Source organism: Lawsonibacter sp. JLR.KK007, from assembly GCF_036941135.1.
Lineage (GTDB): Bacteria > Bacillota > Clostridia > Oscillospirales > Oscillospiraceae > Lawsonibacter.
On record NZ_JAYWSY010000003.1, the window covers coordinates 220,070 to 246,252 of the forward strand.

The 26,183-nt window shown below is 60.3% G+C and carries 17 protein-coding genes and 1 riboswitch; of the genes, 8 read left to right on the top strand and 9 right to left on the bottom strand.

The window, feature by feature from the left end:
- Positions 1 to 75: 75 nt before the first annotated feature.
- The 5 genes from VV088_RS19360 to VV088_RS19380 all read right to left on the bottom strand — a co-directional run bounded on the left by VV088_RS19360 (position 76) and on the right by VV088_RS19380 (position 4,355).
- The gene (locus tag VV088_RS19360; RefSeq protein WP_334602298.1) at positions 76 to 462 is read right to left on the bottom strand and encodes a hypothetical protein; all 387 of its coding nucleotides are present in this window, start codon (positions 460 to 462) and stop codon (positions 76 to 78) included.
- A gap of 102 nt (positions 463 to 564) precedes the next feature.
- Positions 565 to 972 carry a helix-turn-helix transcriptional regulator gene (locus VV088_RS19365; RefSeq protein WP_334602299.1) on the bottom strand — a complete coding sequence of 136 codons (408 nt, stop codon included), beginning with the start codon at positions 970 to 972 and terminating at the stop codon, positions 565 to 567.
- Between the two features lie 120 nt (positions 973 to 1,092).
- Positions 1,093 to 1,743, bottom strand: coding sequence for a helix-turn-helix domain-containing protein (locus tag VV088_RS19370; RefSeq protein ID WP_334602300.1), 651 nt, complete (start codon positions 1,741 to 1,743; stop codon positions 1,093 to 1,095).
- A 100-nt stretch (positions 1,744 to 1,843) separates the two neighbouring features.
- Positions 1,844 to 3,256 (bottom strand): S-layer homology domain-containing protein, encoded by a 1,413-nt coding sequence (locus VV088_RS19375; RefSeq protein ID WP_334602301.1) that lies wholly within the window; start codon positions 3,254 to 3,256, stop codon positions 1,844 to 1,846.
- 157 nt (positions 3,257 to 3,413) lie between these two features.
- Complete coding sequence (locus VV088_RS19380) at positions 3,414 to 4,355, bottom strand: D-2-hydroxyacid dehydrogenase (RefSeq protein ID WP_334602302.1); 942 nt, start codon at positions 4,353 to 4,355, stop codon at positions 3,414 to 3,416.
- Between the two features lie 175 nt (positions 4,356 to 4,530).
- Between VV088_RS19380 and VV088_RS19385 the strand changes: the two genes are divergently transcribed.
- The 3 genes from VV088_RS19385 to VV088_RS19395 all read left to right on the top strand — a co-directional run bounded on the left by VV088_RS19385 (position 4,531) and on the right by VV088_RS19395 (position 10,647).
- On the top strand, positions 4,531 to 5,463 hold the full coding sequence (locus VV088_RS19385; protein WP_334602303.1) for a LysR family transcriptional regulator: 933 nt from the start codon (positions 4,531 to 4,533) through the stop codon (positions 5,461 to 5,463).
- Positions 5,464 to 5,657: 194 nt separating this feature from the next.
- Entirely contained in the window at positions 5,658 to 8,495 is a 2,838-nt protein-coding gene (locus VV088_RS19390) for a hypothetical protein (RefSeq protein WP_334602304.1), read from the top strand.
- Positions 8,496 to 8,511: 16 nt separating this feature from the next.
- Positions 8,512 to 10,647, top strand: a complete 2,136-nt coding sequence (locus tag VV088_RS19395; protein WP_334602305.1) for an efflux RND transporter permease subunit — start codon at positions 8,512 to 8,514, stop codon at positions 10,645 to 10,647.
- Positions 10,648 to 10,703: 56 nt separating this feature from the next.
- Here VV088_RS19395 and VV088_RS19400 read toward each other — a convergent pair whose 3' ends face one another.
- Positions 10,704 to 11,261 (bottom strand): TetR/AcrR family transcriptional regulator, encoded by a 558-nt coding sequence (locus tag VV088_RS19400; protein ID WP_334602306.1) that lies wholly within the window; start codon positions 11,259 to 11,261, stop codon positions 10,704 to 10,706.
- Positions 11,262 to 11,309: 48 nt separating this feature from the next.
- Entirely contained in the window at positions 11,310 to 14,336 is a 3,027-nt protein-coding gene (locus VV088_RS19405) for an InlB B-repeat-containing protein (RefSeq protein ID WP_334602307.1), read from the bottom strand.
- Positions 14,337 to 14,630: 294 nt separating this feature from the next.
- Between VV088_RS19405 and VV088_RS19410 the strand changes: the two genes are divergently transcribed.
- Positions 14,631 to 15,137 (top strand): hypothetical protein, encoded by a 507-nt coding sequence (locus tag VV088_RS19410; protein WP_334602308.1) that lies wholly within the window; start codon positions 14,631 to 14,633, stop codon positions 15,135 to 15,137.
- Positions 15,138 to 15,206: 69 nt separating this feature from the next.
- Here the strand turns inward: VV088_RS19410 and VV088_RS19415 are convergent, their stop codons facing one another.
- The gene (locus VV088_RS19415; protein ID WP_334602309.1) at positions 15,207 to 19,379 is read right to left on the bottom strand and encodes an S-layer homology domain-containing protein; all 4,173 of its coding nucleotides are present in this window, start codon (positions 19,377 to 19,379) and stop codon (positions 15,207 to 15,209) included.
- Between the two features lie 485 nt (positions 19,380 to 19,864).
- Between VV088_RS19415 and VV088_RS19420 the strand changes: the two genes are divergently transcribed.
- From VV088_RS19420 to srtB, 4 genes are all read left to right on the top strand, one after another.
- Positions 19,865 to 20,461, top strand: coding sequence for a recombinase family protein (locus tag VV088_RS19420; RefSeq protein WP_325228841.1), 597 nt, complete (start codon positions 19,865 to 19,867; stop codon positions 20,459 to 20,461).
- Positions 20,462 to 20,661: 200 nt separating this feature from the next.
- Entirely contained in the window at positions 20,662 to 21,147 is a 486-nt protein-coding gene (locus tag VV088_RS19425; protein ID WP_325228844.1) for a hypothetical protein, read from the top strand.
- A 96-nt stretch (positions 21,148 to 21,243) separates the two neighbouring features.
- Positions 21,244 to 21,346: riboswitch (cyclic di-GMP riboswitch) on the top strand.
- A 38-nt stretch (positions 21,347 to 21,384) separates the two neighbouring features.
- Positions 21,385 to 24,402, top strand: coding sequence for a doubled motif LPXTG anchor domain-containing protein (locus VV088_RS19430; RefSeq protein ID WP_334602310.1), 3,018 nt, complete (start codon positions 21,385 to 21,387; stop codon positions 24,400 to 24,402).
- 57 nt (positions 24,403 to 24,459) lie between these two features.
- Entirely contained in the window at positions 24,460 to 25,227 is a 768-nt protein-coding gene (gene srtB / locus VV088_RS19435) for a class B sortase (protein WP_334602311.1), read from the top strand.
- 116 nt (positions 25,228 to 25,343) lie between these two features.
- Here the strand turns inward: srtB and VV088_RS19440 are convergent, their stop codons facing one another.
- Entirely contained in the window at positions 25,344 to 26,147 is an 804-nt protein-coding gene (locus tag VV088_RS19440) for an S-layer homology domain-containing protein (protein WP_334602312.1), read from the bottom strand.
- Between the last annotated feature and the right edge of the window lie 36 nt (positions 26,148 to 26,183).

Consider the following 26,183-nt stretch of genomic DNA (forward strand, 5'->3'; position numbering starts at 1 on the left):
ACACAAAAATAGTCCACATAGGTGTCAAGACACCTGTGTGGACTATTATAACGGATGGGGCGTATTTGTCAAGGGCTAATCTTCATTCCGATAGGGGTCCAGTACAATGTTCACCACGGCGCACAGAATGCCGCCTACCGCAAATACCCACCAGGCGGTGCGCCACAGATCCAGAGCCAGACCCAGCCCCACATAGAGGGCGGTGACCAGCGTCATCAGCGCGGCGCAGACGGTGTTAATCAGCGCCCTGCGCTTTTTCACCTCCGGGGTGGGGTTGTTGTCCCGGTTGTACTCGTCGATTTTGTACTTCTCCTCCTGGATGCCGGCGTAGACAAAGGCGGTCACTGCTCCAGCCACGATCAGCAGAAACATGGACATGGCATAAGACTCGAAAGGCTCCTCCTCGGGAAATTTGGCGAAAAACAGCAGCAGCAGGGCCACATCAAGGAGGATGGCCCCCACACCCCCGGAGATAAACCAGACAAATTTCTGCCGGAACGCCTGTTTTTCCGGCTCTGTGTAGAAGTCGGTAATGACCGGATACTGCTTGCAGAAATTATCCCGCTAGAGAGAGCTGGCCACCATGACCACAGTACAGACCGCGATGATCAGCAGCAGGACGGCAAAGATCAGGTACTCGGAAACGCCTTTTGCGTCCAGCAGGCCGCACAGGCCCACCCCGGCGATGATGCCCCCGATGGCGAAGGCCATGCGCCGGGAGAAGCGGTTCATGAATGCGTCGTACTGGGCGGTGTCCTCCACCAGACTGCTCTCCACGCTGCCCCGCATCAGGGTGTCCAGGTCCACGCCGTACAGGTCGCAGATGCGGAGGATGGTGTCCATCTCAGGAAAGCTCTGAGCGCTCTCCCACTTGCTCACTGATTGGCGGGAGACCTCCAGCAGCTCGGCCAGCTGTTCCTGGGTCTGGCCCTGGCGGGTGCGGAGGAATTGAAGATTGTTAGAAAATGCCATTGGAAGTGTACCTCCTTGTTTGTTTGGGATGGCTCCAGCATACCCGAACAAGGTCCGCAACTCCACCGATTTTGTGTTGCACAGAAGGATTTTCTTGTCAACTTTCGGTTGCGCGGGGGGTTAGTCCCCCTTTTTACCCCTTTTCCACAGCACATAAGCCAGGATAAGCCCCCCGATCACCATCGCCAATCCGATGACCAGGATCAAGGTGGTGAACCCCAGGAAGAAGCTTTGGACTCCCGACATGGGGGAGACTTGGGGGGCCACCCCCAGCGCCTCCATCACCGAACTTGCCATCTCCGGAGGACCGTCATAGGCCCAGCCTCCGCCCATGCCAAAGCCGCTCATCATCTGGTTGGACGCGGCAAACATGCTCCCAAAGCCCCAACGGGCGATCAAGCCCACCAGCGTCACCCCGGCCCCCTGGAGGGCGAGATAGATTCCTGCCAGCCAGCCCCAGCGGCGGACCATTTTTCCGATAAATCCGGGGAGGTTGGAGCCCAGTATGTCCTGCGGGGGCTGCGAGGGAGTCTGCGGGGACGGCGGAGGTGGGGGAGCGTCCTGCTCGGGTCCTTCGGCGTCGTTGAGCAGGTGGTCGGCGGTGACCCCGAGGGCTTGGGACAGGGCCAGCAGCTTGCCGGTATCGGGGGACGCCTCCCCCAGCTCCCACTTGCTCACCGCCTGACGGGATACCCCTACCCGGGCGGCCAGCTCCTCCTGGGACAGCTTTTTCTCCCGGCGGTACCATGCAATTTTTTCGTTCAGTTTCATCGGTCGTGCCTCCTTTCCTGTTGGTCAAGCATAGCAGAAAAAGCGGTTGCGTTCCACCAGCAACGGCTGGAAGTTTCCGCAACCAGCGGTTGCAGAGGCGTTAAAAGGGCATCAGCCAACTGTAATCTGGAGCGCCGGACCCGCTTTTCCAGTTGTTGGGGGTGAGGCAGATGTTCAGGTCCACCCGACCGTCAATGCCGTCCACGGTCCCGCTGCTGGAATACTGCCAGACGTTGTAGTGGTACCGGAAGCTGGTGGGGGCGGTATCCTTGGTGTAGTGGGCCAGCCAGAAGGGGTAGTCCGCCAGGTATTCCAGCATGATGCCACGGTTGTAGACCTTGGTGGGGCTGCCGTAGAGCATGGGGGTGTAGCCGGCGTCCTCAATGACCCTGCAGAAGGCCAGCGCGCAGGCGGTGACCGTGTTGCCGTCACAGCCCTGGGTGCGGGAGTTGTCGTAATCCTGCTCCTCCCAGTCGAAGACCACCGGATAGGTCACATTGTAGTCCTTGATCCAGCTCAGGAGCAGGAAAGCCTCCTCCTCCGCCTCCGCAGGGGTGACGGCCTGGGAGAAGAAGTACACCCCAACCTGCATGCCGTTGGACAGAGCGCCCTGCATGTTGGCGTCGAAATACTCATCCTTTTGGAGGGCACCCTGGGTATAGCCCCGGTAACCGGCCCGGATCATTGCAAACTGCATGCCAGTGGCCGCCACTCGGGACCAGTCGATCTCCTTCTGATGGGCGGAGACGTCGATCCCCCGGGTATAGGAGGCGGCCAGATAGGAGAGGTAGCCGGTCTCCTCATCCAGGCTGTACGCCTCGCTGAGATATGGATTGCTGCGGAGGGTCTTGTGCGCGGGCAGGGTATAGCCGTAGGTCATGCCATAGTATGCCTCGGCGTAGTTCATCACAATGGTGGCCCCCTCCGCCCGGGTGGTGTTGTTCTGAGGGAGGAAGGTGCCGTCCGTGTTGCCGGTCATCATCTTCGCCCCATAGGCCCACTCGACGGCGGGGAGCGCCCAGTCCGAGATGTTCTCCCGGTCCGTGTAGGGCGCCTGACCGGCAGGCTCCTGCTGCTCCCGGTTGGTCCACAGAAGGACGGCGATTTCCTCCCGGGTGATGGAGGCGTCAGGGCGGAAGGTGCCGTCCGGGTAGCCGCTGACCACACCGCTGTTCCTGGCCCACCGGATGGCGGCAAAGCTGGGGTGGGTCACGTCTACGTCGGTAAAGGGGGACTCCTCCTCCTGGTTGTCCTCCGCTCCGGCCGCCTCCAGGGGGGAGCCCGCCAGGCGGTAGAGGGATTCGGCCAGCGCCGCCCTGGTCAGGGGCGCCTCGGGCTCAAAGGAGCTGCTGCTGGCGCCGTCCATCAACTGGTGCTGCTGGCAGAAGGCGATGGGGGTGGCGTACCAGGCCCCCCTGCCCACGTCCAGGTAGGTGGTGTTGGCGGCCTGAACAGGGGTCAGGCTTAGGGTCAGCGCCAGCGTCAGGCCGGCGGCCAGGGATCGTTTGTTCATTATGTTCCTCTCTCTCTGAATCTATGTGGGGAGACCGGACTCCCGAAATGTCGTACTTTGTCAGTATAGCACGGATGGGCCGGTGGGTTCAATGGTATTTTTCAGAAAAAGAGACCGCCCTTCGGAGCGGTCTCTTTTGCCCAATTTATGATCTTGCTTACTTCAGATCCAGAGCCTCTTTCACCTTGTTGATGATGTGAGCGCCAATGTCCCGGGATGCGTCCGAGGTCTGAGCGCCCAGATGGGGGCTGACGATGAAGTTGTCGCACTCGAACAGGGGGGAGTCGAAGCCGGCGTCCTCGGTCAGGCCGCCGCCGGCCAGCTCGTTCTCCATGACGTCGGAGGCGTAGCCGCCGATCTTGCCGGCCTTCAGGGCCTCATACATGTCCTTCTCGTTGACGATGCCGCCCCGGGCCATGTTCAGAACCACCGCGTCGTCCTTCATCCCGGCGATGGACTTGGCGTTGAACAGGTCCTTGGTCTCGGGGGTAAGGGGCATATGGATGGTGACGAAGTCGGAGACCTTCAGTACCTCCTCGATGGTCATGCTCTTGGCGTGCTGCTGCTCAAAGACCTCGGCGGGGAGGTAGGGGTCATAGGCCACCACGTCCATCAGAAAGGCCCGGGCCAGCTCGCCCACGCGCTGACCGATGCGGCCAAAGCCCAGAACGCCCAGCGTCTTGCCCCGCAGCTCCCGGCCCACAAACTTATACTTATCCCAGTTCTTGTTGATCTTTACGTCGTTGCAGGCGGGGATGGTGTGGCGGGACATATCCAGCATCTTGGAGATGGTCAGCTCGGCCACGGCGTTGCCGTTCAGACCAGGGGCGTTGAAGACCTGCACGCCGTTAGCCTTGGCGGTGTCCATATCAACATGGTTCAGGCCCACAGAGCACACGCCGATGACCTTCAGCTTCTTGGCGGCATCCAGGATGGTCTTGTTGATGGCGGGGTCCACACGCATGATCAGGACCTCGTAGTCACCGATCATACCGGCAAGCTCCTCCTGGGTGGGGAGGATCTTGGTGTCAACTTCCATATACTTGCCCAGTTCCTCTGCGATTGCGGGAGAGACGACGTCGATGATGAGACATTTCATAAGCCAGCATTCCTTCCTGATTCTTATTTTTTGGGCTGCAGCCCAGATATACCCTTCTCTAATCGTTATTATGCCATATTTTCATCATTTTGGGAAGTATCTTTTTGTCGAGGGTTGCCACAGTTAAACAGCTGTGGTATAATGACTGATACACCAAAAAAGGCGGGGTGTTTTTGTGAACTTTCAACATTTGAAATATTTCCTGATGGTAGCGGAGGAGCTGAACATCACCCGGGCGGCGGAGCGGCTGTATATCTCCCAGCAGTCGCTGTCCAACCACATCGGCAACCTGGAGCGGGAGCTGGACGTCAAGCTGTTCACCCGCTCCCCCAAGCTGTCACTGACCTATGCGGGGGGACTGTTGGTGGACACAGCCTCTCAGATCCTGGATCTGCACAGCCAGTATCTGACCAAGGTGGGGGATATCAACAAGCAGTACCTGGGCGTACTCCGGGTGGGCATCTCCCACACCTGCGGCCTGGCCCTGCTGCCCGACATCCTGCCCCGGTTCCGGGCGGAGTTTCCCCAGGTGGAGTTTTCCCTGTTCGAGGGCAACTCCACCCAGCTGGAGGACGAGCTGTCCCACGGCCGGGCCGACCTGATCATCTGCTTTCAGCCCATCATCATGGAGGGGGTGGCCACCATCCCCCTGACCGAACAGCGGCTGGTGATGGTGGTGCCCAGGTTGTTTACCGACCAGCTCTTCGGTCCCCAGGCGGAGAAGATCCGCCTGCAGTTCGCCCAGGGAGCCGACATCCGGGCCTTTGAGCACCTGCCCTTTGTGCTCATCAAGCGGGGCAACCGCACCCGGAATATTGTGGACCAGTATTTCAGCCGGTACTACTTCAAGCCTCAGCTGATCCTGGAGACGGAGAACACTGTCACCACCCTGGCCATGGCCAGAGCGGGGGTGGGGATCACCATCTGCCCGGAGCTGTTCCTGCGGGCCATCCCTGCTCCCTCCCCAGAGGCGGCGGGGGTGGACTTCTTCCCCCTCACCGACCCGTCCACCTTCAGCAAGCTGGTGGCGGGCTATCGAAAGAGCCGGTACCTGTCCCATTTTGGACAGCGATTCATTGAGATCGCTCAGGACATCCTGGAGGCATAGCAGACGCCCGCCGTAAGGCGGGCGTTTTTCTGTCCGGGCGGACCGTTGTCAATGAAAGGTCTTGTGCTTAAATTTTGGGCATCCGCCCAGGTTTGTCTATTGCTTGGACCGAGGCTTCTCCTTACAATCAAGGTTAACTACCACTACCGGCGGCGCGTCCCCAGCTGCCGGACCATTTTAAGGAGGAATGCTTCATGAAGCGATATGATATCCCCAAGAGGGCGCTTGCCTTGACGCTGTCGGTGATCATGGCGGCGGCCTGCGGGGCCCCCGCCGCCGCCGCTCCCATCAGCGACGGCGTGACCCCCGCCTATGACGAGGCGTATTATGCCGCCCTGGACTACTATGGGAACCTGCTGGAAGGAAGCGTGGTCAAGAGCTACGCCTTGAACGGGGCCAGCTCGATCACGGACTACGGCGAATACGACCAGGTGCTCAACCTCACCGATTCCACCCCCATTCTTATGGAACGCGGGCGCACCACCTTCCAGTTCAGCAAAGCGCCCGCCCACTTCTATTTCGAGGGCAAAACCAAGCAGCCCTTTCAGGAGCTGCCCTGGACGGTGACCCTGCGGTACACCCTCAACGGCGTCCCTGTGAAGGCGGAGGAGCTGGCGGGCAAAACAGGGGTGGTGGAGATCTCGCTGGATCTGATCCCCAACCCCCAGGCCAGCGGCTACGCCCGCAGCAACTACACGCTGGAGGCCATGGCTCTGTTCAACGAGGACGACATTCTCTCCCTGGAGGCCCCCGGCGCGCAGGTCCAGCTGGTGGGCAACCTGCGCACCGTGCTGTTCCTGTGTCTGCCCGGAGAGGAGCGGCATTTCACCATCCGGGTGGGCAGCGAGGACTTCTCCTTCAGCGGCCTGACCGTTTTGATGGCCCCCGCCACCCTGGCCCAGCTGGAGGAGATCTCCAAGCTGAGCCAGCGCAAGGACGACTTGGAGGAGGACTACCGGAACCTGTCCGGCAGCCTCGACGCCCTGCTGGACGCCATGTATGAGATACAGGACGGCCTGTATGCCTCCGCCCGGGGGCTGGACCAGCTGGATCTTGCCCGAGGCACCATCTCCAGCGGCAAGGGCCTGCTCTATGACGAGGCCGGGGTCCTGCGGGAGGACCTGAGCGCCATTGCCGCTCTGCTGGAGCCAGTGGAGCAGCGGACGCTGATCCTCAGCCAGACCATCACCAGCTCCAAGGCGCTGCTGGGGGATATGACGGACACCACAGTGTCCCTCCGGACCCAGCTGAACGACCTGGAAAAAGCCCTGCTGGGGCTGGAGAGCGGGGCCGGCGATGTGCGGCAGGTCATCCGCGGCCTGGCCGATATGAAGAGCAGCCTGCGCTCCCTCCAGCGGGCGCTGGGGGACAGCCACGTCGGCGGCAGCAGCAGCGGCGACCGGAACACCCCCAAGCTCCAGGAGCAGGTGGACAAGGTCAAGGCGGTGGGCAGCATCTACAGCATCGAGGACGAGGGCCAGTTCCTCAACCAGATGCTGGCCCTCCAGGGGAAGAGCCAGGAGGAGATTGCGGGCATCAACCAGCTGCTGAGCATCCCTGCCGGCCAGGTCCCCGAGGGGATGGAGCAGGCGTGGCAGGCCGCCCAGACGGCCAAGGCTGGGATGGAGGCCCTCCACAAGCAGAGCTTCCAGACGTTTTGTGATACTCTGCTGAAGCAGCAGAACCCCAGTATGTCTGATTCGGAGCGAGCGGCTCAGGCCAAGCAGATGAGCGACCTGTGGACCGTCTACAACAGCGGTCCGGCGAAGCAGTCCTCGGGAACGGGGAGTACGGCCGAACAGCCCCCTGCCGCCACGGAACCCTCCGCCCCCGAAGAGGGTGCGCCGGAGGGCGAAGGGGAGGATGAGCCGCAGTCTCCGGCGGAAGAGCAGCCAGATGAGCAGCCGGAGGAAGCGGGCGAGAGCGATCTGCCGGAGCAGGAGGAGCCGGAGGAAGCGGGCGAGAGCGGTCTGCCGGAGCAGAAGGAGCCAGAGGCAGAGACGGAGACCCCGCTGGGCGGACTGGTGGCCGCCTCACTGCTCCGGCCCGGCATGGGGCTGATGTCCGGCGCGCTGATCAGCGGCAGCATCGATCTGGACGGCGCAGAACTTCCCAGCGCCGGCTCTGCGCCGGTCTCCGACGCGGCCTCCGCTCCAGAGCAGATCGCTGACACCAGTCCGGACTCCGGCGGGGACCAGCCCTCCGGCGGCCCGTCCTCGGACAGCGGCCAGACCGTAGGCGGCGCGGCGGTGGACCTGATCGTAGGCGGGCTGGACCAGGCGATGAGCGCTGCCAACGACCGGATCAACGCCATTCAAAGCGAGCTGAACAGCACCATCAACCGGATCACCCGTCCCACTGGCCGGGTGGTGGGTGAACTGGCGGACCTGTGCGATGACGTGGAGGACTTGGTGGATCTGGCCGACAGCGCCGAGGACCTGACCGCCGCCCTGCGGCAGTCCTCCGAAAAAATCCGGAGCATTTTGGACTGCGTGGACAGCCTTCGGGGCACTCTGGATGAGTACGAACCCGTTCTGCAGGAGGGGGTGGCCAATGTGGGCAGCCTGTCCACCTCTGCCGCCGGGACCCTGCGGGACCTGGAGGTCCTGCTGGCGGATACCGAGTCGCTGATGAAGACCTCCGGCGGCCAGCTGGACGCCGGGACCCGGCAGTCGCTCCGGGGGCTGGCCGCCACCCTGCGCCAGACCGCCAAGGCCATGGAGGCCACCGGGGATGTAAAGCAGGCCAAGCTTACCATCAACGACATCATCGAGGACACCTGGCACGAGTACACCGGCGACATCAATAACATCCTGCTCATGGACGCAGAGGCGGAGACGGTCTCCCTCACCGACAGCCGGAATCCCGCTCCCTCCAGCGTCCAGGTCCTGATCCGCACTCAGGAGATCAAGGTGGAGGAGCCGGACGGACCGGCGGAGGCGGAGGCTGCCCAGACGGAGACCACCTTCTGGGGCCGCGTGGCCCAGATGTTCAAGGATTTCTGGAACGCCGTCACCGGCATCTTCCGCTGAAAGGAGAAGAAGATCCATGGTGGAAAAAATCGCCCATAAGCTGACCCGAAACCCCAAGCTGGTAGCCCTTATCGCGGCGCTGATGCTCATCCCCGCCCTCATGGGGTACGCCGCCACCCGCATCAATTACGATATCCTCTCCTATCTGCCCCAGGACCTGCCTTCCTCCCAGGGCGAGCAGATGCTGGAGGAGCCATTCCACATGGCGGCCACCAGCATGCTCATCGTGGAGAACATGCCCGCAGGCTACACCAACCGGCTGATCCAGGAGATCAAGGAGGTCCCCGGCGTATCCAGCGCCATCTGGATCAGCAATCTGGTGGGCATCCAGGTGCCCGTGGAGATGATCCCCGCCAACTTCCGGGACATGTTTTTCTCCGGCAAGGCCACCATGATGCTGATCCAGTATGAGCACGCCGGCGCCTCTGACGAGACCATGGAGGCCATTGAGCAGGTGCGGCGGGTGTGCAATGAAAACTGTTTCCTGGCCGGCTTTTCCGTGGTGGTAAAGGACACTCGGGACGTGATGGACAGCGAGCTGCCCATCTTTGTTGGGCTGGCAGTGCTGCTGGCCCTGGCGGCCATGTCGGTCACGCTGGAGTCCTCGGTGCTCCCCTTTGTCTACCTGGCCAGCATCGGCATGGCGGTGGTCTACAACTTTGGCAGCAACGTCTTTCTGGGAGAAATTTCTTACATCACCAAGGCAATCGCCGCCGTGCTTCAGCTGGGCGTCACCATGGACTACTCCATCTTCCTCTACCACCGGTACGAGGAGGAGCGGGAGCGCTATGAGGACAAGCGGGACGCCATGACCCAGGCCATCATTGCGGCCTTCCGCTCCCTGTCCGGCTCCAGCCTGACCACCATCGCCGGTTTTTTGGCCCTATGCTTTATGCGTCTGACCCTGGGCCGGGACATCGGCATCGTTATGGCCAAGGGAGTGGTGCTGGGGGTGGCCACCGTCGTCCTGGTGCTGCCCTCTCTGGTGCTCCTCTTTGACAGCCAGATCGAAACGCACAAGCACCGGACCCTCATCCCCTCCTTTGACCGGGTCAACCGCTTCATCGTCCGCCGCCGGGTCCCTCTGGCGGTGCTGACGCTGCTGCTCTTCCTGCCGTCGGTTTACGCCCAGCGCCACGCGGAGATCTACTACAAGCTGGACGAGTCCCTGCCCCGGGACCTGCCCTCCATCGTCAGCAACGAGAAGCTGAAGAACGACTTCGACATGGCCACCTCCCACTTTGTGGTCCTGCGGGACAGCATCTCCGCCTCTGACATGAACGAGCTGGAGGAGCGGATCGGACAGGTGCCGGGGATCACCTCTGTGCTGTCCTACCACAGCATGCTGGGCACGGGCATCCCCGACTTTTTCGTCCCCAACGAGGTGAAGGACATGCTGCGCCAGGAGGGCAGCCAGCTGATGATGATCAACTCCAGCTATGAGCCCGCCACCAGCCAGGTGGCCCGCCAGCTGGATCAGATGAACGCCATCCTCTTTGAATACGACCCCAACGCTATGGTGACCGGCGAGGGCGCCATGTACCGGGACCTGATCGACACCTCCTCGGTCGACTTTCAGATCACCAACTACATCTCCATCGCCGCCATCTTTCTGATCATCGCCGTTGTTTTCCGCTCTGTCACCGTCCCTCTGATTCTGGTGGCCACCATCGAGCTGGCCATCTTCATCAACCAGGGCTGCTGCTACTTCCTGGGTACGGAGATCCCCTTCATTGCCCCCACCATCATCAGCTGCGTCCAGCTGGGCGCCACGGTGGACTACGCCATCCTGATGACCTCCCGCTTCCAGGAGGAGCTGCGCTCCGGCAGGGACCGGGAGGAGGCCATCCTCATCGCGGCCTCCGCCTCCGATCCCTCCATCGTTACCAGCGCCCTGGTGCTGTTCTGCGCCACCTTGGGGGTGTCCTTCGTCTCCTCCATCGACCTGATCGGGTCCATCTGCGTCATGCTGTCCCGAGGGGCGCTCATCTCCGCTCTGGTGAGCATTTTCCTGATGCCGGCGGTGCTCTATGTCTGCGAGCCGCTGTTCAACAGGACCAGCCTCCACTGGCGGACCGATCCGCCTCCCAAGGAATTCAAGCTTCACAAGCGTTCCAAGGGGGAGAAAACTTCCACCCTCAAGGCGTCCTGAACGGTGTGCGCCCCCATACCTCCTTGGAAGTACGGGGGCGCACAGTTTGATACGCCTTATGAACTGACGTCCCGGCGGAGGACCTCCCCCTCCCAGCCGCGCTTCAGCTGATAGATCCTTCGGAAATAGGCGGAGATATCGTACCGCATCCCGCTGTTCAGCCAGTCGATGATGTTGCCGAACACCTCGCACTTGTGGTAGCGGATGATCATCTCCTTGTCCTGTTCCTCCACCGGGCGTCCAGCGAAGTCGGCCTCCACATAGGTCTTTACCACATAGAGGCAGACCTCCATCAGGTGCCGCTCGAACACGTCCCGGCTGAGGGAGTGGTAGATGTGAAACACCGCCCGCCGGTTGCTCTGTACAAACTCCGCCGCCGCGCTGCAGCAGTCCTCCAGGGAGTCCACGGTGGGGTGGCCCTCGATCAGCTCCTGCACCCGCTCCGCGATGATCTCCTCCAGCAGGGCGGGCAGATCCTCAAAGTGATAATAGAAGGAGTTGCGGTTGATCCCGCAGGTCTCCACGATGTCCTTCACCGTGATCCGGTTCAGGGGCCGCTCATCCAGCAGGGAGACAAAGGTCTCCTTGATCGCTTTTTTGGTAAAATTCGCCATGGACAGTACCTCCTTTCCGGGCCGGTTTTCCTGCGGCGGGCGGGAGGCTCAGGTCCCCTGGCTCCGGTAGAGGAAGGTCACAGTCTGCCCGCGGGTGACAGTGGCCTCGGGACCGAAGGAGGTCACCGACAATCCGCTGGTGATCCGCTGCTCGACCGCCCACTGTACGGCGCTGGCGTAGTAGGCTCCGGCGGCCACATCCACAAAGGGGTTGATGTAACCGGCCGCCTTGGGCGATCCGGCCGCCCGCCAGAGGAAGCTGACCGTCTGGCCCCGGGTGCAGGCGTCGTTGGGGCTGAAGGTGGTGGCGGTGGTGCCGCCGGTGATTCCCTGCTCCACAGCCCACAGAACCGCGTCATAGTAGTAGGTTCCAGCGGCCACATCCACAAAGGGATTGAACCCGAGCGCTGGCTTGGGCGATCCGGCTGCCCGCCACAGGAAGGTGACGATCTGAGCCCGGGTGCAGGGGTCGTCGGGGCTGAAGGTGGTGGCGGTGGTGCCGCCGGTGACGCCGTTCGCCGCCGCCCACAGGACCGCGTCATAGTAGTAAGCGCTGGCGGCCACATCCACAAAGGGGTTGGCGGGCTGCTGAACGGTAAGGCTCAGGTCGCTCATGGTGATGGACGCCCCGGAGGCGGCGGCGGTAACCGTCCGCTTGGGGGAGGTCTTTCTGGAGTCTGTATTCTCCCCCTGCACCGTCACGGAGCTGTTGCTCCTGGAGGAGACCTTCAGTGTTCCCCGGTCCGCGTCCAGGGTCAGGCCGGTGTCCTTGCCGGTGACCGTGACTACGTCCCAGGTGCTGCCCAGGTTTTCCGAGACCATGGTGATCTCCTGCTGGGAGGCGGAGGAACAGGAGGTAGTGATCTTGCCGTCACCGATGACCACGCTGTTCAGCCCATCGGCGGAGACATTGGCCAGAATGCGGTCGGAGACAAAGCTGACCTCCGAATTGCCGCCGTTCAGGCTGATGGTCACCTCGCCCAGATTGTTCTCCTGAATGTAGAAGCGGTATCCGCTGCCGGGTCCGCCGTCCAGAGTGCCGTCCAGCAGGGTCAGGGTGCCGGAGGTCTGGCTTCCGTTCTTGACCACGGCCCGGCGGCCGTCGGCGGTAGAAAGGGTAAAATCTCCGGTGCTGGAGCTGATCAGGACGCAGCCGGCGTCCGTTGTGCGGGAGGAGGGGGTGGTGTTCCGCCCGAAAACCGTCTGCAGGCTGCGGACGTCGTAGGTCCTGCTCCGGGTGCTGAAGGGCATGATGTATTTCAGCTCCGTGCCCACATTGTAGGAGCTGGCCCCGGAGGTGTCGCTGCTGAACCGGGCGCTGCTGTAATTGGATGTGATCACCAGCTCGCCCAGCTCATCGGGATAGTTGGGATCCCAGATCTCCACGCGGTACTGGCCGTCGCTGCCCCGTTGGATGCTCCGGGCGACGATGGTGTGGCCGCCGGAGCTGGAGTTGAAGCCCAGCAGAGAGAAGCCCCGCTCCGCTGTCAGGTCGGATACGATCCAGCTGTACCGGTCCGTCTGTCCCCGGCCCCAGTATTCCAGCTTGCCCTGTACGCCCGCCGCGGTGGATTGGGCCATCATGTAGTAGTTGATCAGGTCCTGGATGCTGGCGCTCTGCCGCGGGCTTTTCAGGGCCTGAAGGGTGCTGGCCCCGCTTTGGAAGGTGCTGAGCGTGATCGCGCTGCCCCGGGCCAGGCAGTAGACGGCGGACATGCCGAAGCAGGAGCCTTCCCAGTCGTCCCGGCTTTGCGGGTCGTAGAACTCGTAAAATTCCTTCCGCATGTTGTACTTCCAGGTGGGGTGCTCGCCGCTGGTGAGATAGTCGAAGTACTGGTCGGTGATCTTGTAGCTGTCAAAGTAGCGGCTGCTGTTACTGAAGCTGTAGGTGTCCTCGCCCACCGCCTGCCACAGGGCGTAGAGGGTGAGGTCGGCAGTCAGCTTGTCGCCCTGGGACCACTTGACCGGATTTTTCAGATCGGCGCCTGAGAGCGTCCCGGAGTACCAGCCCAGGAAGGTGTAGCCCGTCCGCGTGGAGACGGTGGGGAGGGCGGGAAGCTTGCTGTCGTTGGTCTTCGCCACCCGGATGGGGCTTGGGTCGGTCATGCTGGGTGCGTTGATCTTGAAGGTGATGGTATACACATTGCCAAGGACCCACTTTGCTTTGACCGTCGTGTTGGAGGTGAAGTTGTAGCTCCCCACATTGCTGATGCTCCAGCCGTCAAAGACATAGCCCTCCCTCACCGGGCTGGCCGGGGCGCCGCTGATCCGGTAGTTGGAGCCGTTCCACACCGCCTTCATCGTTTTGCTGGTGGTTTTGTCCGAAAAGGCGCCGCCATCCGCGTCAAAGGTGATGGTATAGGTGATGGCCTCCCACTGCGCGCTGATGGTTAAATTGCTGGTTACACTGCTGGGAAGAGACTGGTCCCAGCCCTTGAAGGCATAGCCGGGACGGGTGGGCGTGCCCGGCGCGGAAACGCTCTGCCCCTCCTTGACGGTTACCGGAATAGAACTCTGACCGCCGCTGAAGCTGCCGCCGTTGGCTTGGAAGGTGACCGTGTAGGTCTTTTCCACCGGCGTAGTCCCACCAGTGTTGCCGCCAGTGCTGCCGCCGCCGGTCTCGCCGCCGCCGGTGTCGCCGCCGCCAGTCTCGCCGCCGCCAGTGTTGCCGCCGCCGGTGCTGCCGCCGCCAGTGTCGCCGCCGCCAGTCTCGCCGCCGCCAGTGCTGCCGCCGCCGGTCTCGCCGCCGCCGGTCTCGCCGCCGCCGGTCTCGCCGCCGCCAGTCTCGCCGCCGCCGGTGTCGCCGCCGCCGGTCTCGCCGCCGCCGGTCTCGCCGCCGCCGGTGTCGCCGCCGCCAGTTTCGCCGCCGCTAGTGTCGCCGCCGCCAGTCTCGCTGCCGCTAGTGTCGCCGCCGCTAGTGTCGCCGCCGCCGGTCTCGCCGCCAGGAGGCGTGGTCTCGCCGGTGGACGGTTCAGTGGTGTCGCCCTCCGCCGCCAGAACCGCCGCTGGCAACATCCCCAGGCACAGGGTCAGAGCCAGTAAAATGGCCAAAATACGCCGTCGTGTTTGCTTCATGCTGTCTTCGCTCCTTTTCTACAGCCAATTTGTTCGGAATTTCTAATTTTTTGGACACTATGCTTCCCTGGAATTGGTTGTATTGCTGAGTTTATTATACGATTCCAGCCTCTGAAAAGCAACCCCTTTCTCTGCTTTCGTCCAGTCACAGGGAGCAAATAGGCGCACTGCCCCCTGATTTCCATTAAATGTATGAAAACGTCCCACTTCGGGGCGTTTTTTTGTGTTTTATAGAGGAAAGCCTCCCCTGCGAACGGGGGCTTGTGCCTCAATTATATTAAGGAGGAAACACACATGTCAAGCAATTACACACCCAACTACCGGTTGAGCCAGTGGGCGCGGCCGGACAAGGTCCTGATGGAGGACTTCAACGCCGACAACGCGAAAATCGACAGAGCCATTAAGGCCCAGGCCGACGGTCTGGCCGCAGAGGTCAGCGCACGGACCGCTCTGGCGGCCCTCACCGCAAAAAAGGGCAACTGCCGGATCGAAACCCGGTCCTACACCGGAACCGGCAAGACCGGCGACGGCGTTTCTGTCTCCATTTCCTTCTCCGCAAAGCCGGTGATCTTCTTCGTCATCGGCCCCAGGTGTCTGCTGGCCGCCGACTGTGCCAGCGGGTACAACACCTTTATCGGCTACATCAGCAACGGTATATACGGCAGTTCCTTTAACGGCGGCGGTGTTGAAATTACCTGGTCCGGGAATACCGCCGTGCTGTCAGTCCCGGAGGGTTACACCGATTTGAACTACGCGAATTACTCCTATAAGGTCATCGCCTTTTTGGCCGCGGATGCCTAAATGGTGACAGGAAGGCCCGCCCCTTGCGGGGCGGGCCTTTTACATAGGAAATGTACGGCAGTTCAGAAATTACTTCGCAATGTCGATGGTGACGGTGTCAGTTCCAGTGTCCAAGGTAGTAACCTTGAAAGTAACCGTGATAACGGCCTTGCCATCGTCACCCGCAGTAGCGGCGGCGAGACCCGCATGGGTCATCACATAGGTGGGAGCGTCAGTGCCACTTCCCAAAGTAGTGGAACCAGCCGCGCTAACACTCTTGGTCGCACCAGCCAGGTCATCCGCACTGTATTCACCAACGGCCGCAGCGGTAAACACCACAGTAACGGTATCGCCAGCGAAAACCTTGGCGGTCGTCTTGTCGGCACCAAAGCTGGCAGCGGCTACGTCATTGGCTCCAGCAATGGTCAGGGTAGCGTAGATTTTGACATTAACTTCGGCTGTTGCGGCGTCAACGTTATTGTACTTGGCAACGAGCTTGCCATCCACGGTGGATACGGCTGTGCCCCCGTTAGCAGCATCGTCGTAAGTCAGATTAGCGTCAGTAGCATCGATCGTACGTGTTGCGGCATTATTGCCAGAGCCGTAGGAAACCACGAACTTGATGCCGGTACCAAGCTCAGAACCTACACCAGCAAGCGCAGTACCATACTCCACTTCGCCTACCTTAGCGGTGTCAACCATGGCGAGACCAGTAACGTCAGTGCGCTCTACAACCTGCACCTTGAAAGCCTGAGCGGCACCACCGGCCTGAGGCGCGATGGCAGTGCTATCCGTTGCGAAAGGCTCGGCCAGCTTGTAGCCAGCGGGGACATATTTCTCCACAGCGTCAGCGGTCAGAGTGCCGTAGCCGAGGGCGTCCACAGTAACGGGCACGGTCTTGGTCTCAAGCGGACCAGTGGTAGTACCAGTGCCACCAGTCTGGAAGGTCACGCGAACGTAAGCGGTCTTGGTGGGCACATCGGTCTCGTCGTCCTTATCCTTGGTGTAGACGAAGGTCACGGTGCCGTTCTTGCCCTCCACGAAGGCGGAAGCGTCCTTGGCATTCTTGAAGGTGTAGCCGGAGGGGGCGGTAACGTCACCCGCCTTGAAGGCGCCGCCGTACCAGTCGAAGCTCTTGGTGCCCAGCACAGTGCCGTCCTCGTCAACCTGGGTGACGATCATGCTCATGGGCTGCACGGGCTCCAGATCGTTCCGGTTGGCGCCGGCGCGCTCGTCGAAGATGATGGAGGTGGCATCGCCGTTCTCGATCACCGCGCAGAGGAAGCCGTCGAAGGCGTCAGCGGACTTATCCAGGTTCTTCAGGGCGTCTTCCACGCCGGTGTAACCGGTGTAGCGGTCGTCCACGTCGTCGAAGGCGGAGCCATGGTTCTTAGCGGCCAGGGCCAGCACCACGTTGACATTGGGGGACACGGAGAAGCCCTCAGTCTGGGCGGTATCGGTGTACAGAGTGCCGTTCTTGAAGCTCAGGTCAGCGCGGCGGTCAGCACTGCTGTCATGCTTGCCATTGACACCGGTGCAGTAGTCGACCCACAGCAGCACGGTCTTGGAGTCCTCATAGTCGGTCTTGTTGCCGTTGACAGCAGGCTTGACCTCGCTCATCTGGTTAATGAAGCGGTCCTTGGTGAAGTCGAAGTAGATGGAGTGGTCAGTGTTCTTGAGGGTGCCGTCAGCTACCAGAGCAGCACGGTCTTTATCGCTGGTGCTGGCAATCTTGTCGTTCTCCTTCAGGCCGGAGACGTTGCCCTTGGCATCGAAGCGGACCTCGTACCACTTGCCCTTCTCAGTGGAGTTCAGGTAGGCGCGGGTGTCGTCGACCTCAGTCAGCTCCACGACCTTACCATCGATGATGGCATTCTGAGTCCACTTCCACTCGTCGTTGCCCAGGTACTCCTCCTTGTTCACGTCGCCGGTGATGTAGGCGTACTTGGCGGAAACGCCCTTGTCTTCAGCGGCCAGGGTGACCACACCGATGATGTAGCCGTCCTTGTTGTAGAGGATGTAGGCTTCGTTCTCGGCGCACATCTCATAGGCCCCGTCCTTGTTACCGGTCTTGGTGTGGTTCTTCACGGTCATGTCCACGTTCTTCACGCCGGTGGTGACGGAATCCACATCAGTAACGATAACCATGGGCTTGTTGCCGTCCTTGACGGTAATCGCTTCCATCTTGGCATTGATGTACACGGTGTCATCATTGCCGTAGACGCGGGTGTAGTCGCCGGTCAGCCCACTGGGGTTATAGGCGGGTTTAGTCCCATCATACTTAACCTTGGAGCCGTTCAGAGAGACATTCTTGTTGTTGATATCGAACTCGCCAACGCCCAAAGGTGCGGTATCTTTGTCATAAGCAACAGCGTCCATGGCGCTCTGGGCAACCTTCTTGGCGCTCTTTACGGTGGAGTCGATGCCCACCTGCTTCAGGGTGTAGACATCCTTGCTGTCCTTGGTGAAGGTACACCAGGTGTTCACCTGAGAGTGGTTGCCATACTGGTTCCAGGCCACATCGCTCTTCTTGGTGTCCACGGTGATGGTCTCCATGGTGCCGTCCAGGAAGATGGCGTTGACTCGGGCGTTGGTGTCGTAGAGATTGCTCTCGCCAGCGTCGGTGCCGGTGATGAAGACGTACTGGTTAGCCTTCTCATTCAGCTCCAGGCCGATGAGGTAGCCGTACTCGTCCAGAATGACGTTGTAGGTGACGTCCTTCATATTCACGTTGTCGTAGAACTCCAGGACCTCTTCGTCATACCGGGCGGTAGTGGCGTGGTTGTACTGGGTGCCGTCAGCGTTGACCCAGTCGTTCTTCTTGAAGGCGTTGATGGTGGTCTCAGAGAGGACCTCGGGAGTGATCATGGACTGCACGCGGCCGTCAGCCACGGTGACCAGGAACTTCTCGTCCTTCTTCACGTCCTCGATGTCGAAATCCTCGCCGTCGACGGTCAGCTTCTCGTCCTTGTCCTCGTCCTTCACGTAGACGGGGGAGGCGGAAGAACCGTTGTTGTACATGTTGTAGCCGGTCAGAGTGATCTCATCCCGCTTGGCGTCGTAGTCCTTGTCGGCGATGGCCAGGTAGGTGTTGATCACGGCGATGTAAACCTTCTCGACGTCCTTGCTGTTGTCCACAAAGACCTGAGTCAGCACGCCGTTGCCGGTTCGGCCCACGCCGTCGGTGTTAGAGCGGACCAGGCTGCCGGTGGTGAAGTAGGAGTTGTCTCCATCGGTATCCGTCAGCAGGTTGCGGGCGCCGGCGGAGCCGGTGTTCACGCCGTCGACAGCGATCTCGAAGTCATAATTGTCGATGACGTCCTTGCTCAGCAGGTCGTACAGCTCGCGGCCGGTCACCTTCTTGGTGTACTCAGCCTTCAGCAGCTCCTTCTTCACGTAGGAGCCAATGGTCTTGCTGTCGAACTCCCAGGTCCGGGTGGGACGGTAGAAGTCGTCCATGGTCTTCTCGTTCAGCTTCAGGCTGCCGTTGTACAGCTGCTCGCCCAGCTCCACGATGGGGTTGTCGTTGGTAGAACCCATGGAGGTGGCGGCCACAGAGCTGATAGCCTGGGCATAGGCCTTGTTGCTGGTGACGTAGACGTAGTTGACCTTACCGGTCAGCACGGAGCCGTCGGGAGTGGTCAGGTTGATGGTGTTGCCGTCGGGCTGAACCATGCCGCTCTTCAGAGCGTTCAGCACCATCTGCGCCACCTGATTACGGGTCATGGGAGCGGTGGCGCTGGAACCGACGCCCTCGAAGATGCCGATGGTGGTGCCCTGACGAACCGTGGCGACTTCAAAGCCGTCGGCGTAGTCGTTCTGGTACTTGAAGTAGCCCAGAGCGCGCATCATCATGGATGCGGCTTCCACGGCGGTGACGGTGGCGGCGGGATCGTAGATGCCGTCGCCGCGGCCGGACACGATGCCGTTGGCGGCAGCGGCGCCGACCCAGCCTCTGGCCCAGTCATACACGCCGCTTACGTCGGTAAAGGGACAGGTGGCGGAATAGTAGTTGTAGTCCAGGTTGAGCAGCTTGCCCATGACGACAGCCATCTCAGCGCGGCTCACGGAGTCGCCGGGACGGAAGTTGCCGTTCTCGTCGCCGACCATTACGCCGACCGACTGCACAACCTCGATGGCCTCGACGTTGTCATCCTCGGCAACATCGGGGTAGCCCACAGCCGCACTGCTGCCGACGACCATCATGCCCAGGAGCATGACAGAGGCCAGAGTCAGGCTGAGGGCCCGCTTCAGGTTTCTCATTCGGATTTCCTCCTTTAATTTTTTTCGGCCTGAGAGGGGCCGGTTTTTGGGCAGAAATTTCGAACGCAGCCTCGGATTGGTAGACCGTAACGATTTCACTTTTCCGAAACAATTTTCTCTGTTCTGCCCAAACTGTCAGAGGTTTTTGAACGTTCTCAACCAGCCACCGCCGTGTCACGCCACTTACAGGCGGTTTTTCGTTGTAGAAACGGGAAACAATCCAAAGAAACGAGCAGTTTCAATGTAAAAAAGTTTGGACGGTAGAGATCTGGTAGACGTCCGGAAATGCAAAGCGCCCCCAACCTCCTGCAGCGCAGGAGATTGGGGGCGCTTTTGGTAGGCGTTTGGTAGATGAGGTCACAGTTCAAATAAGCGAGCTGCGTGGTTCTTCCTTGAGCAGAGGAAACAGATCGGATACAATTTCAAATTGCATAAAATCATGGCTCCTCTAAAATGAATCTATCACAAAAAGGAGGAGCAAACCTATGAGCATCTACGGATATGTACGAGTTTCGACCAGGGAGCAGAACGAAGGGCGGCAGATCATCGCCATGAAAGAATTCGGCGTGGCGGTGGAACACATCGTCCTGGACAAGCAGAGCGGCAAGGATTTTGACCGTCCCGGATACCGGCGGCTGATGCGCAAGCTGAAAGCCGGGGATACCCTTGTCATCAAGAGCATCGACCGGCTTGGACGAAACTATGAGGAGATCCTGGAGCAGTGGCGGCTGCTGACCAAGGAAAAGCTGGCGTCCATTGTGGTGCTGGACATGCCTCTGCTGGACACCCGGCAGGGGCGGGATCTCACCGGGGTGCTGATTGCCGACATCGTCCTCCAACTGCTGAGCTACGTGGCCCAGACGGAACGGGAGTTCAACCGGCAGCGCCAGGCTGAGGGCATCGCCGCAGCCAAGGCCAGAGGGGTCCACTTTGGGCGCAATTTTAAGGAGCGGGGTGAAAATTACGGGAGCGTTATGGCCGCCTGGAAACGGGGGGAGCTGTCTGACCGCGCGGCGGCGAGAGAGCTGGGGGTCGCTCACGGGACCTTCCAGCGGTGGCGCAAGGTCGAATTTGGCCAATAAAGCGTGGGTTGTAATCCACACAGGGTGAGTTATGACCTTAAGCGGGATGAACCGTTCTTGCAGAACGGTGCATCTCGTTTTTGGTCATTTTATAGAAAATATTTTACCACAGCTGCTCAGAAAACGCAATAGCGAAAGTGGCCTACAACCCACACCTTGTGAGCCGTCAATACATAGGAAGGGAGCGCGGAGTACTGGCAATGGGGCACTCAACGAAAAAGCTGGACCTGACCGGCCAGCGATACGGAGAACTGACGGTACTGCGGCCAGCAGACAACGTGGGGGGCCGGACGGCCTGGCTGTGCCGCTGCAGCTGCGGGAAAGAGACAGTGGTAAAGACCTGCCATCTGCGGAACGGGCACACCAAAAGCTGCGGCTGCAAAAACGCCGCCGGAAACCCAAGGGCCGCGCTGGGGCTGACCTACATCGACGGCACCTGCGTGGAGATGCTGGCGGCCAAGACTGTGCGGAAAAACAACACCAGCGGTGTGCCCGGGGTGGACTGGTGGACCTCCAAGCGGCGGTGGCGGGCGGCCATCTGCTTCAAGGGCAAACGCTACTATCTGGGCAGCTACGGACGGTTTGAGGACGCGGTCAAGGCCCGGAAGCGGGCGGAAGAGGAGCTCCACGATGGTTTTCTGCGGGAATTTGCCGCAGAGACCGCCGAAAAAGCGGTCAGCGGCTGATTTTCATTTCACTTCAAAGGAGGAATAGGATATGGAGGTGATTCCACCCGTGAACTCCCCCGCCGCCGCACACGCCGCCGGCGGCGGGAGGATACGCAGGCGGTACGGCAAACCACCGGAAACAGTGGGACTGCAAAGCAAGGGGCCTACGGTATGAATCAGGTGCGCCTGATTCCGCTACGGCAGCCCAGCTACCGGATTCTTTGCGTCCGGATATGCAAAGAAAGGAATTTGATTATGAAAAAAACAATGAAAAAATGTCTGGCCAGAGCGTTGGCCCTGGCCGTGGTCGCTTCCATGACCTGCTCCTACGCCTTCGCGGCCTCCTTCGACGACCTCCAGAACGCCATTGACGGCAACACGAGTGCCGGTACCCACATCACGGACTCCGGCCGCGAGGATCACTATGGCTACGGAGACAAGAATGAGGAGACCGGCAATTACGGCGTGGAGTCCTGGAAGGGCGACGACGGCGACCGCAATGTTCAGCTGAACGAAAGCGTCTCCAAGGAGGATGGCAAAGAGGACGGCGTCGTTGTTGACAAAGAAGACGGCAACGTCACCATCGACCTCAACGGCAATGACATCACCAGCGACAACTACGATCCTGATGTAGGGACCTCGTCTGCCGGCACTCCTGGTGCAGGCGGCGAGTACGGCTCTGTGATTACCGTAAACAAGGACGCTAATCTGACCCTGAAGGATACCAGCAGCGACAAGGCCGACGAGCAGGGTACCATCTCCGGCGGCTTTGGAATCTATGACGGCGGCGGCGGGATCATGGTAGACGGCGGCACCCTCAACATGGAGGGCGGAAACATCAGCGACAATGCCTCATACAGCGGAGGCGGTGGTGTGGGTGTGAAGAATGACGGCGAGTTCAACATGTCCGGCGGCGCCATCAGCAATAATGTTGGCGGCGGCGTGACGGTGAAGGGCGACTCGGAGTTCAACATGTCCGGCGGAGAGATAAAGGACAATTCCGGCTCCGGCGTGCAGGTCAATGACAGCGGGTTTACCATGGACGGCGGCTCTATCAGCGGCAACACAGCCGGTCAGGGCGGAGGCGTCTATATTGAAAACGGCGGCTCCTTCACTATGAACGACGGCGCCATCTCCAAAAACGAGGCCAATAATGGCGGCGGCGTTACTGTGAACGACCATGATTCTTGGAACCAATCCGACTTCACCATGAATGGCGGCTCCATTTCCGGCAATACGGCCGACAACTATGGCGGCGGCGTGTACGCCCCGGGCAAGTCTGACGTCACCATCAACAATGGCACGATCTCCGACAACAAGGCCAATCTCGATGGCGGCGGCATCAATGCCGGCAACCTCACCATAAATGGCGGTACCGTCTCCGGAAACGAAGCCGGCAAGGGCGGCGGCGGCATCACGGTGGATAACTTCACCATGAATGGCGGCACCGTTGAGAACAACGTCGCCAAGGATGGCGAGGGCGGCGGCATCCACATCAATGGAAACGCTGAGATCACAGGCAAAAACGGCAACGTTTATATCCGGGACAACAGAACCGAGACCCAGAAGGACCTGGGCGGCGGCGGTATCTATGTGTCCACCTACGGCAAGCTGGTGCTGACCAACGTGGTGGTCTCCAACAACACCGCTGCGCTCAATGGCGGCGGACTGGCCGCCTGCCAGACCGGGCGCACCCTTGTGTACGCCACCAACGGCGGCGCGTTCTTCGACAACCACGGTCTGGGCGGTCAGGATTTTTCCGGATGGACCGACAAGCAGTGGAACGCTTTCTTCGATAATCTCAGCGAACAGAACCTCAACAGCAACTGCGACGGCGGCAGCGTGTGGAAAACCGCTCAGTCGACGTGGTCCGTAGAGCAGAAGAAGCTGTTTGTGACGGCAGCTCAGGATATCTTCACTGCAAGCCTCGGCCAATATGGCGACTATAACGCTGGCGCGGTTGTGGGCAACATCATGCTGGGCAGCAACAAGGCGCTTGGCGAACAGCTGACCCCGGAGCAGATCGAAGAGGTGGCGAAGCATCTGGCCAACTGGACCGGATATTCGGTTACGCTCGAAGACTCCAACGAGCTGAACGAAGTGGGAGAAGGCAACAACGGCGTCATCTTCGGGGACCGTTTCCTGGTGTTGACCGCGCACCCCACCGAGGAGGCCAAGCAGGCTGCGATGAACGCTGGTAAGGTCTTCATCAGCGGGAACCGGTCCGAGTATACCCACGGCGGCGGCATCGCCAACAACGGTACGCTGATCATTGGCCAGGAGATCGACGTCGATGAGGGGATCAGTTCCATTCCCAGCACCGGTCTGAATAAAGACTGGGTGGATGCGGACGGAAACGAGATTGAGCTGAATGGCGGCGACTTCTCCTTCACCATGACCGGAGGCTTGGAGGGCGAAGAGTCCAAATCGGTTACCGTGAAGAATGACAAGGACGGCAACGCCTCCTTCGATCTTCTCGGTTCCGGCTTCTTCACCGAACCCGGCACCTATGTCTTCACTCTGGCCGAGGTAGAGGACGAGGAGCTGGCCAAGCTGGGGCTTACCTATGATAAATCCCAGTACAAGGTGACCATCATTATTGGCGAGGAGACCATTTCCAAAACTATTGGCGAGACAACCATCAACGTAAAGAGCCTTGTGTTGGACGACATGAAGATCGAGCGGATCAAGAATGCTGACGGCGTGGAGCTGGAAAATCCAGAGGTCGTGCAGAGCATCCAGTTTGTGAACACCGGCAAGCCCACACAGCCGGAGCAGCCCGACCCCGAGGAGCCTAAGGACCCCGAAGAACCCAAGGACCCCGAGGAGCCTAAGGACCCCGAGGAGCCTAAGGACCCCGAGGAGCCTAAGGACCCCGAGGAGCCCAAGGACCCCGAAGAGCCCAAGGACCCCGAGGAGCCCAAGGACACCGAAGAGCCCAAGGACCCCGAGGAACCCAAGGACCCCGAGGAACCCAAGGAGCCTGAGGACCCTGAGGAGCCCGAGGAACCGAGGGAGGACCCCAGAGACGAGCCCATCACCGACATCCCGGAAAATGCGGTGCCTCTGGTGGAAGAGCCTGATGTAGAGATCCCTGATGAGGATGTGCCTCTGGCAGATATCCTCGAGGAAGACGTGGAGATTCTCGACGAGGATGTGCCTCTGGCCAACGTCCCCAAGACGGGCGATATCTCCCTCATGTGGTATCTCACCACTCTGCTCTCCGCCTGCGGACTGGCTTTCCTGAGCCTGCGCAAGAAGGACCGTAGCTGATCACACAGCCGGGACCTTAAGGTCCCGGCTGTTCTATGAAAAAGGGAGGCCCTTTGCATGAAGACAACACTATACCGTCTGGCGGTCGTTCTGTTGGCGCTGGTCCTGCTGATCAGCGGCGGATATATTCTGTGGAAGCAGCTGGACTATCAAAAGGGAGCGCGGAGCTATGAGGCTGCGGCCCGCACGGCAGGCATTCCGCAGTACATCCACATCCCGGAGAAGACCGAAGAGGATGGAGAGTCCGACCCGTTAGAGGTGCTGCTGTCCGGCGTGGACCTGGCCGCCCTGCGGGAGACCAACCCTGATGCGGCGGCCTGGATCGTCATACCGGATACGGTTTTGTCCTACCCCGTGGTGCAGGGTTCGGACAATACGTATTACCTCAACCACACCTGGACCAAGGAACGCAGTGCAGTGGGGGCCGTTTTTATGGAGTGCACATGCGCCCCTGATTTCAGCGGATTTCACACGATCCTCTATGGTCATCGGATGAACAACGAATCCATGTTCGGCGTGTTAAAGAGCTACGAAAACGAGGATTTTTGGCGGGAGCACCCTGCCGTCTATGTGACCACGGATGACGGTGTGAGCACCTACGACATTTTTGCCGCCCACGAGGTGGGGATCAGGGAGATCGTCTACCGGCTGGATGTGGAGGAAAACGGCTGGCAGCAGGAATTCATCAACTTTTGCTTGGAACGCTCCGTTCTCAACACTGGCATCGTCCCCGCCTCAGAGGACAAGGTTCTTACCCTGTCCACCTGTACCGGCCAGGGCCACGCCACCCGCTGGGTGGTGCAGGCCGTCCTTCGGGAGCGCTGAGCCAGCGCATCCGCCCGCCCCGCACGGATGTGCAAAAAAGGGCGCACTGCGCCCTCATTTCCATTAAATGTATGCAAACGTCCCACTTTGGGGCGTTTTCTTTGTATATATGGAATCTACTTCGAAGGTATCAGGTAAGTCTTGTAATCATCAGGATCGGGGTCATTGCCGAAGTCGTTCTCACCGTACACATTGTCGGAACTGTCTCCTTCAGTGATCTGTGTAGCGTCGACGATGTAGCCGTAGTTCTTGGTGGAAGCGGTGTCCTTGCCGATGACCACGGCGGCAACGATGTAGTTGTTGTTGTCGGTCACAGCGAACACGCTGGCGTCGGTGGCGATCTCAAAGCCCTCAGCGTAGTCGTTGGAGTACTGGAAGTAGCCCAGCGCACGCATCAGCATGGAGGCGGCCTTGACCGCGGTCACAGTGGCGCCAGGATCATATACGCCCTCGCCGCGGCCAGACACGATGCCGTTGGCATAGCAGGCGCCGACCCGGCCCCGCGCCCAGTCATAGACGTCGTCAAAGGGGCAGATGGCAGTGTAGTAGTTGTAATCCAGGTTCAGCAGCTTGCCCATGACAACCGCCATCTCAGCGCGGGTGACGGGACGCTCAGGGCCAAAGCCCCGCTCGTCACCGACCATCACTTCGACAGCCTGCAGAACCTCGATTTCTGGTAGGCTCCGTAAGTCCAACCTTTTCGTCGGAAAGTTCTGCGTTTTGACCAAAAATTTCGAGGTTTTTCGACGTTCCCCTCCGACCACCGCCGTGTCACGCCTCTTACAGGCGGCTTTTCCTTGTAAAAACAGGAGGCAATCCAAAGAAACAAGCGGTTTCGATGTAAAAACGTTTGACGGTAGAGATCTGGTAGACGTCCGAAAATGCAGACGGAGGTCATCATAGGAAGCGCTCCATAGCACGAAAGTGTAAACAAATTATGAACCCTATTGCTTTTT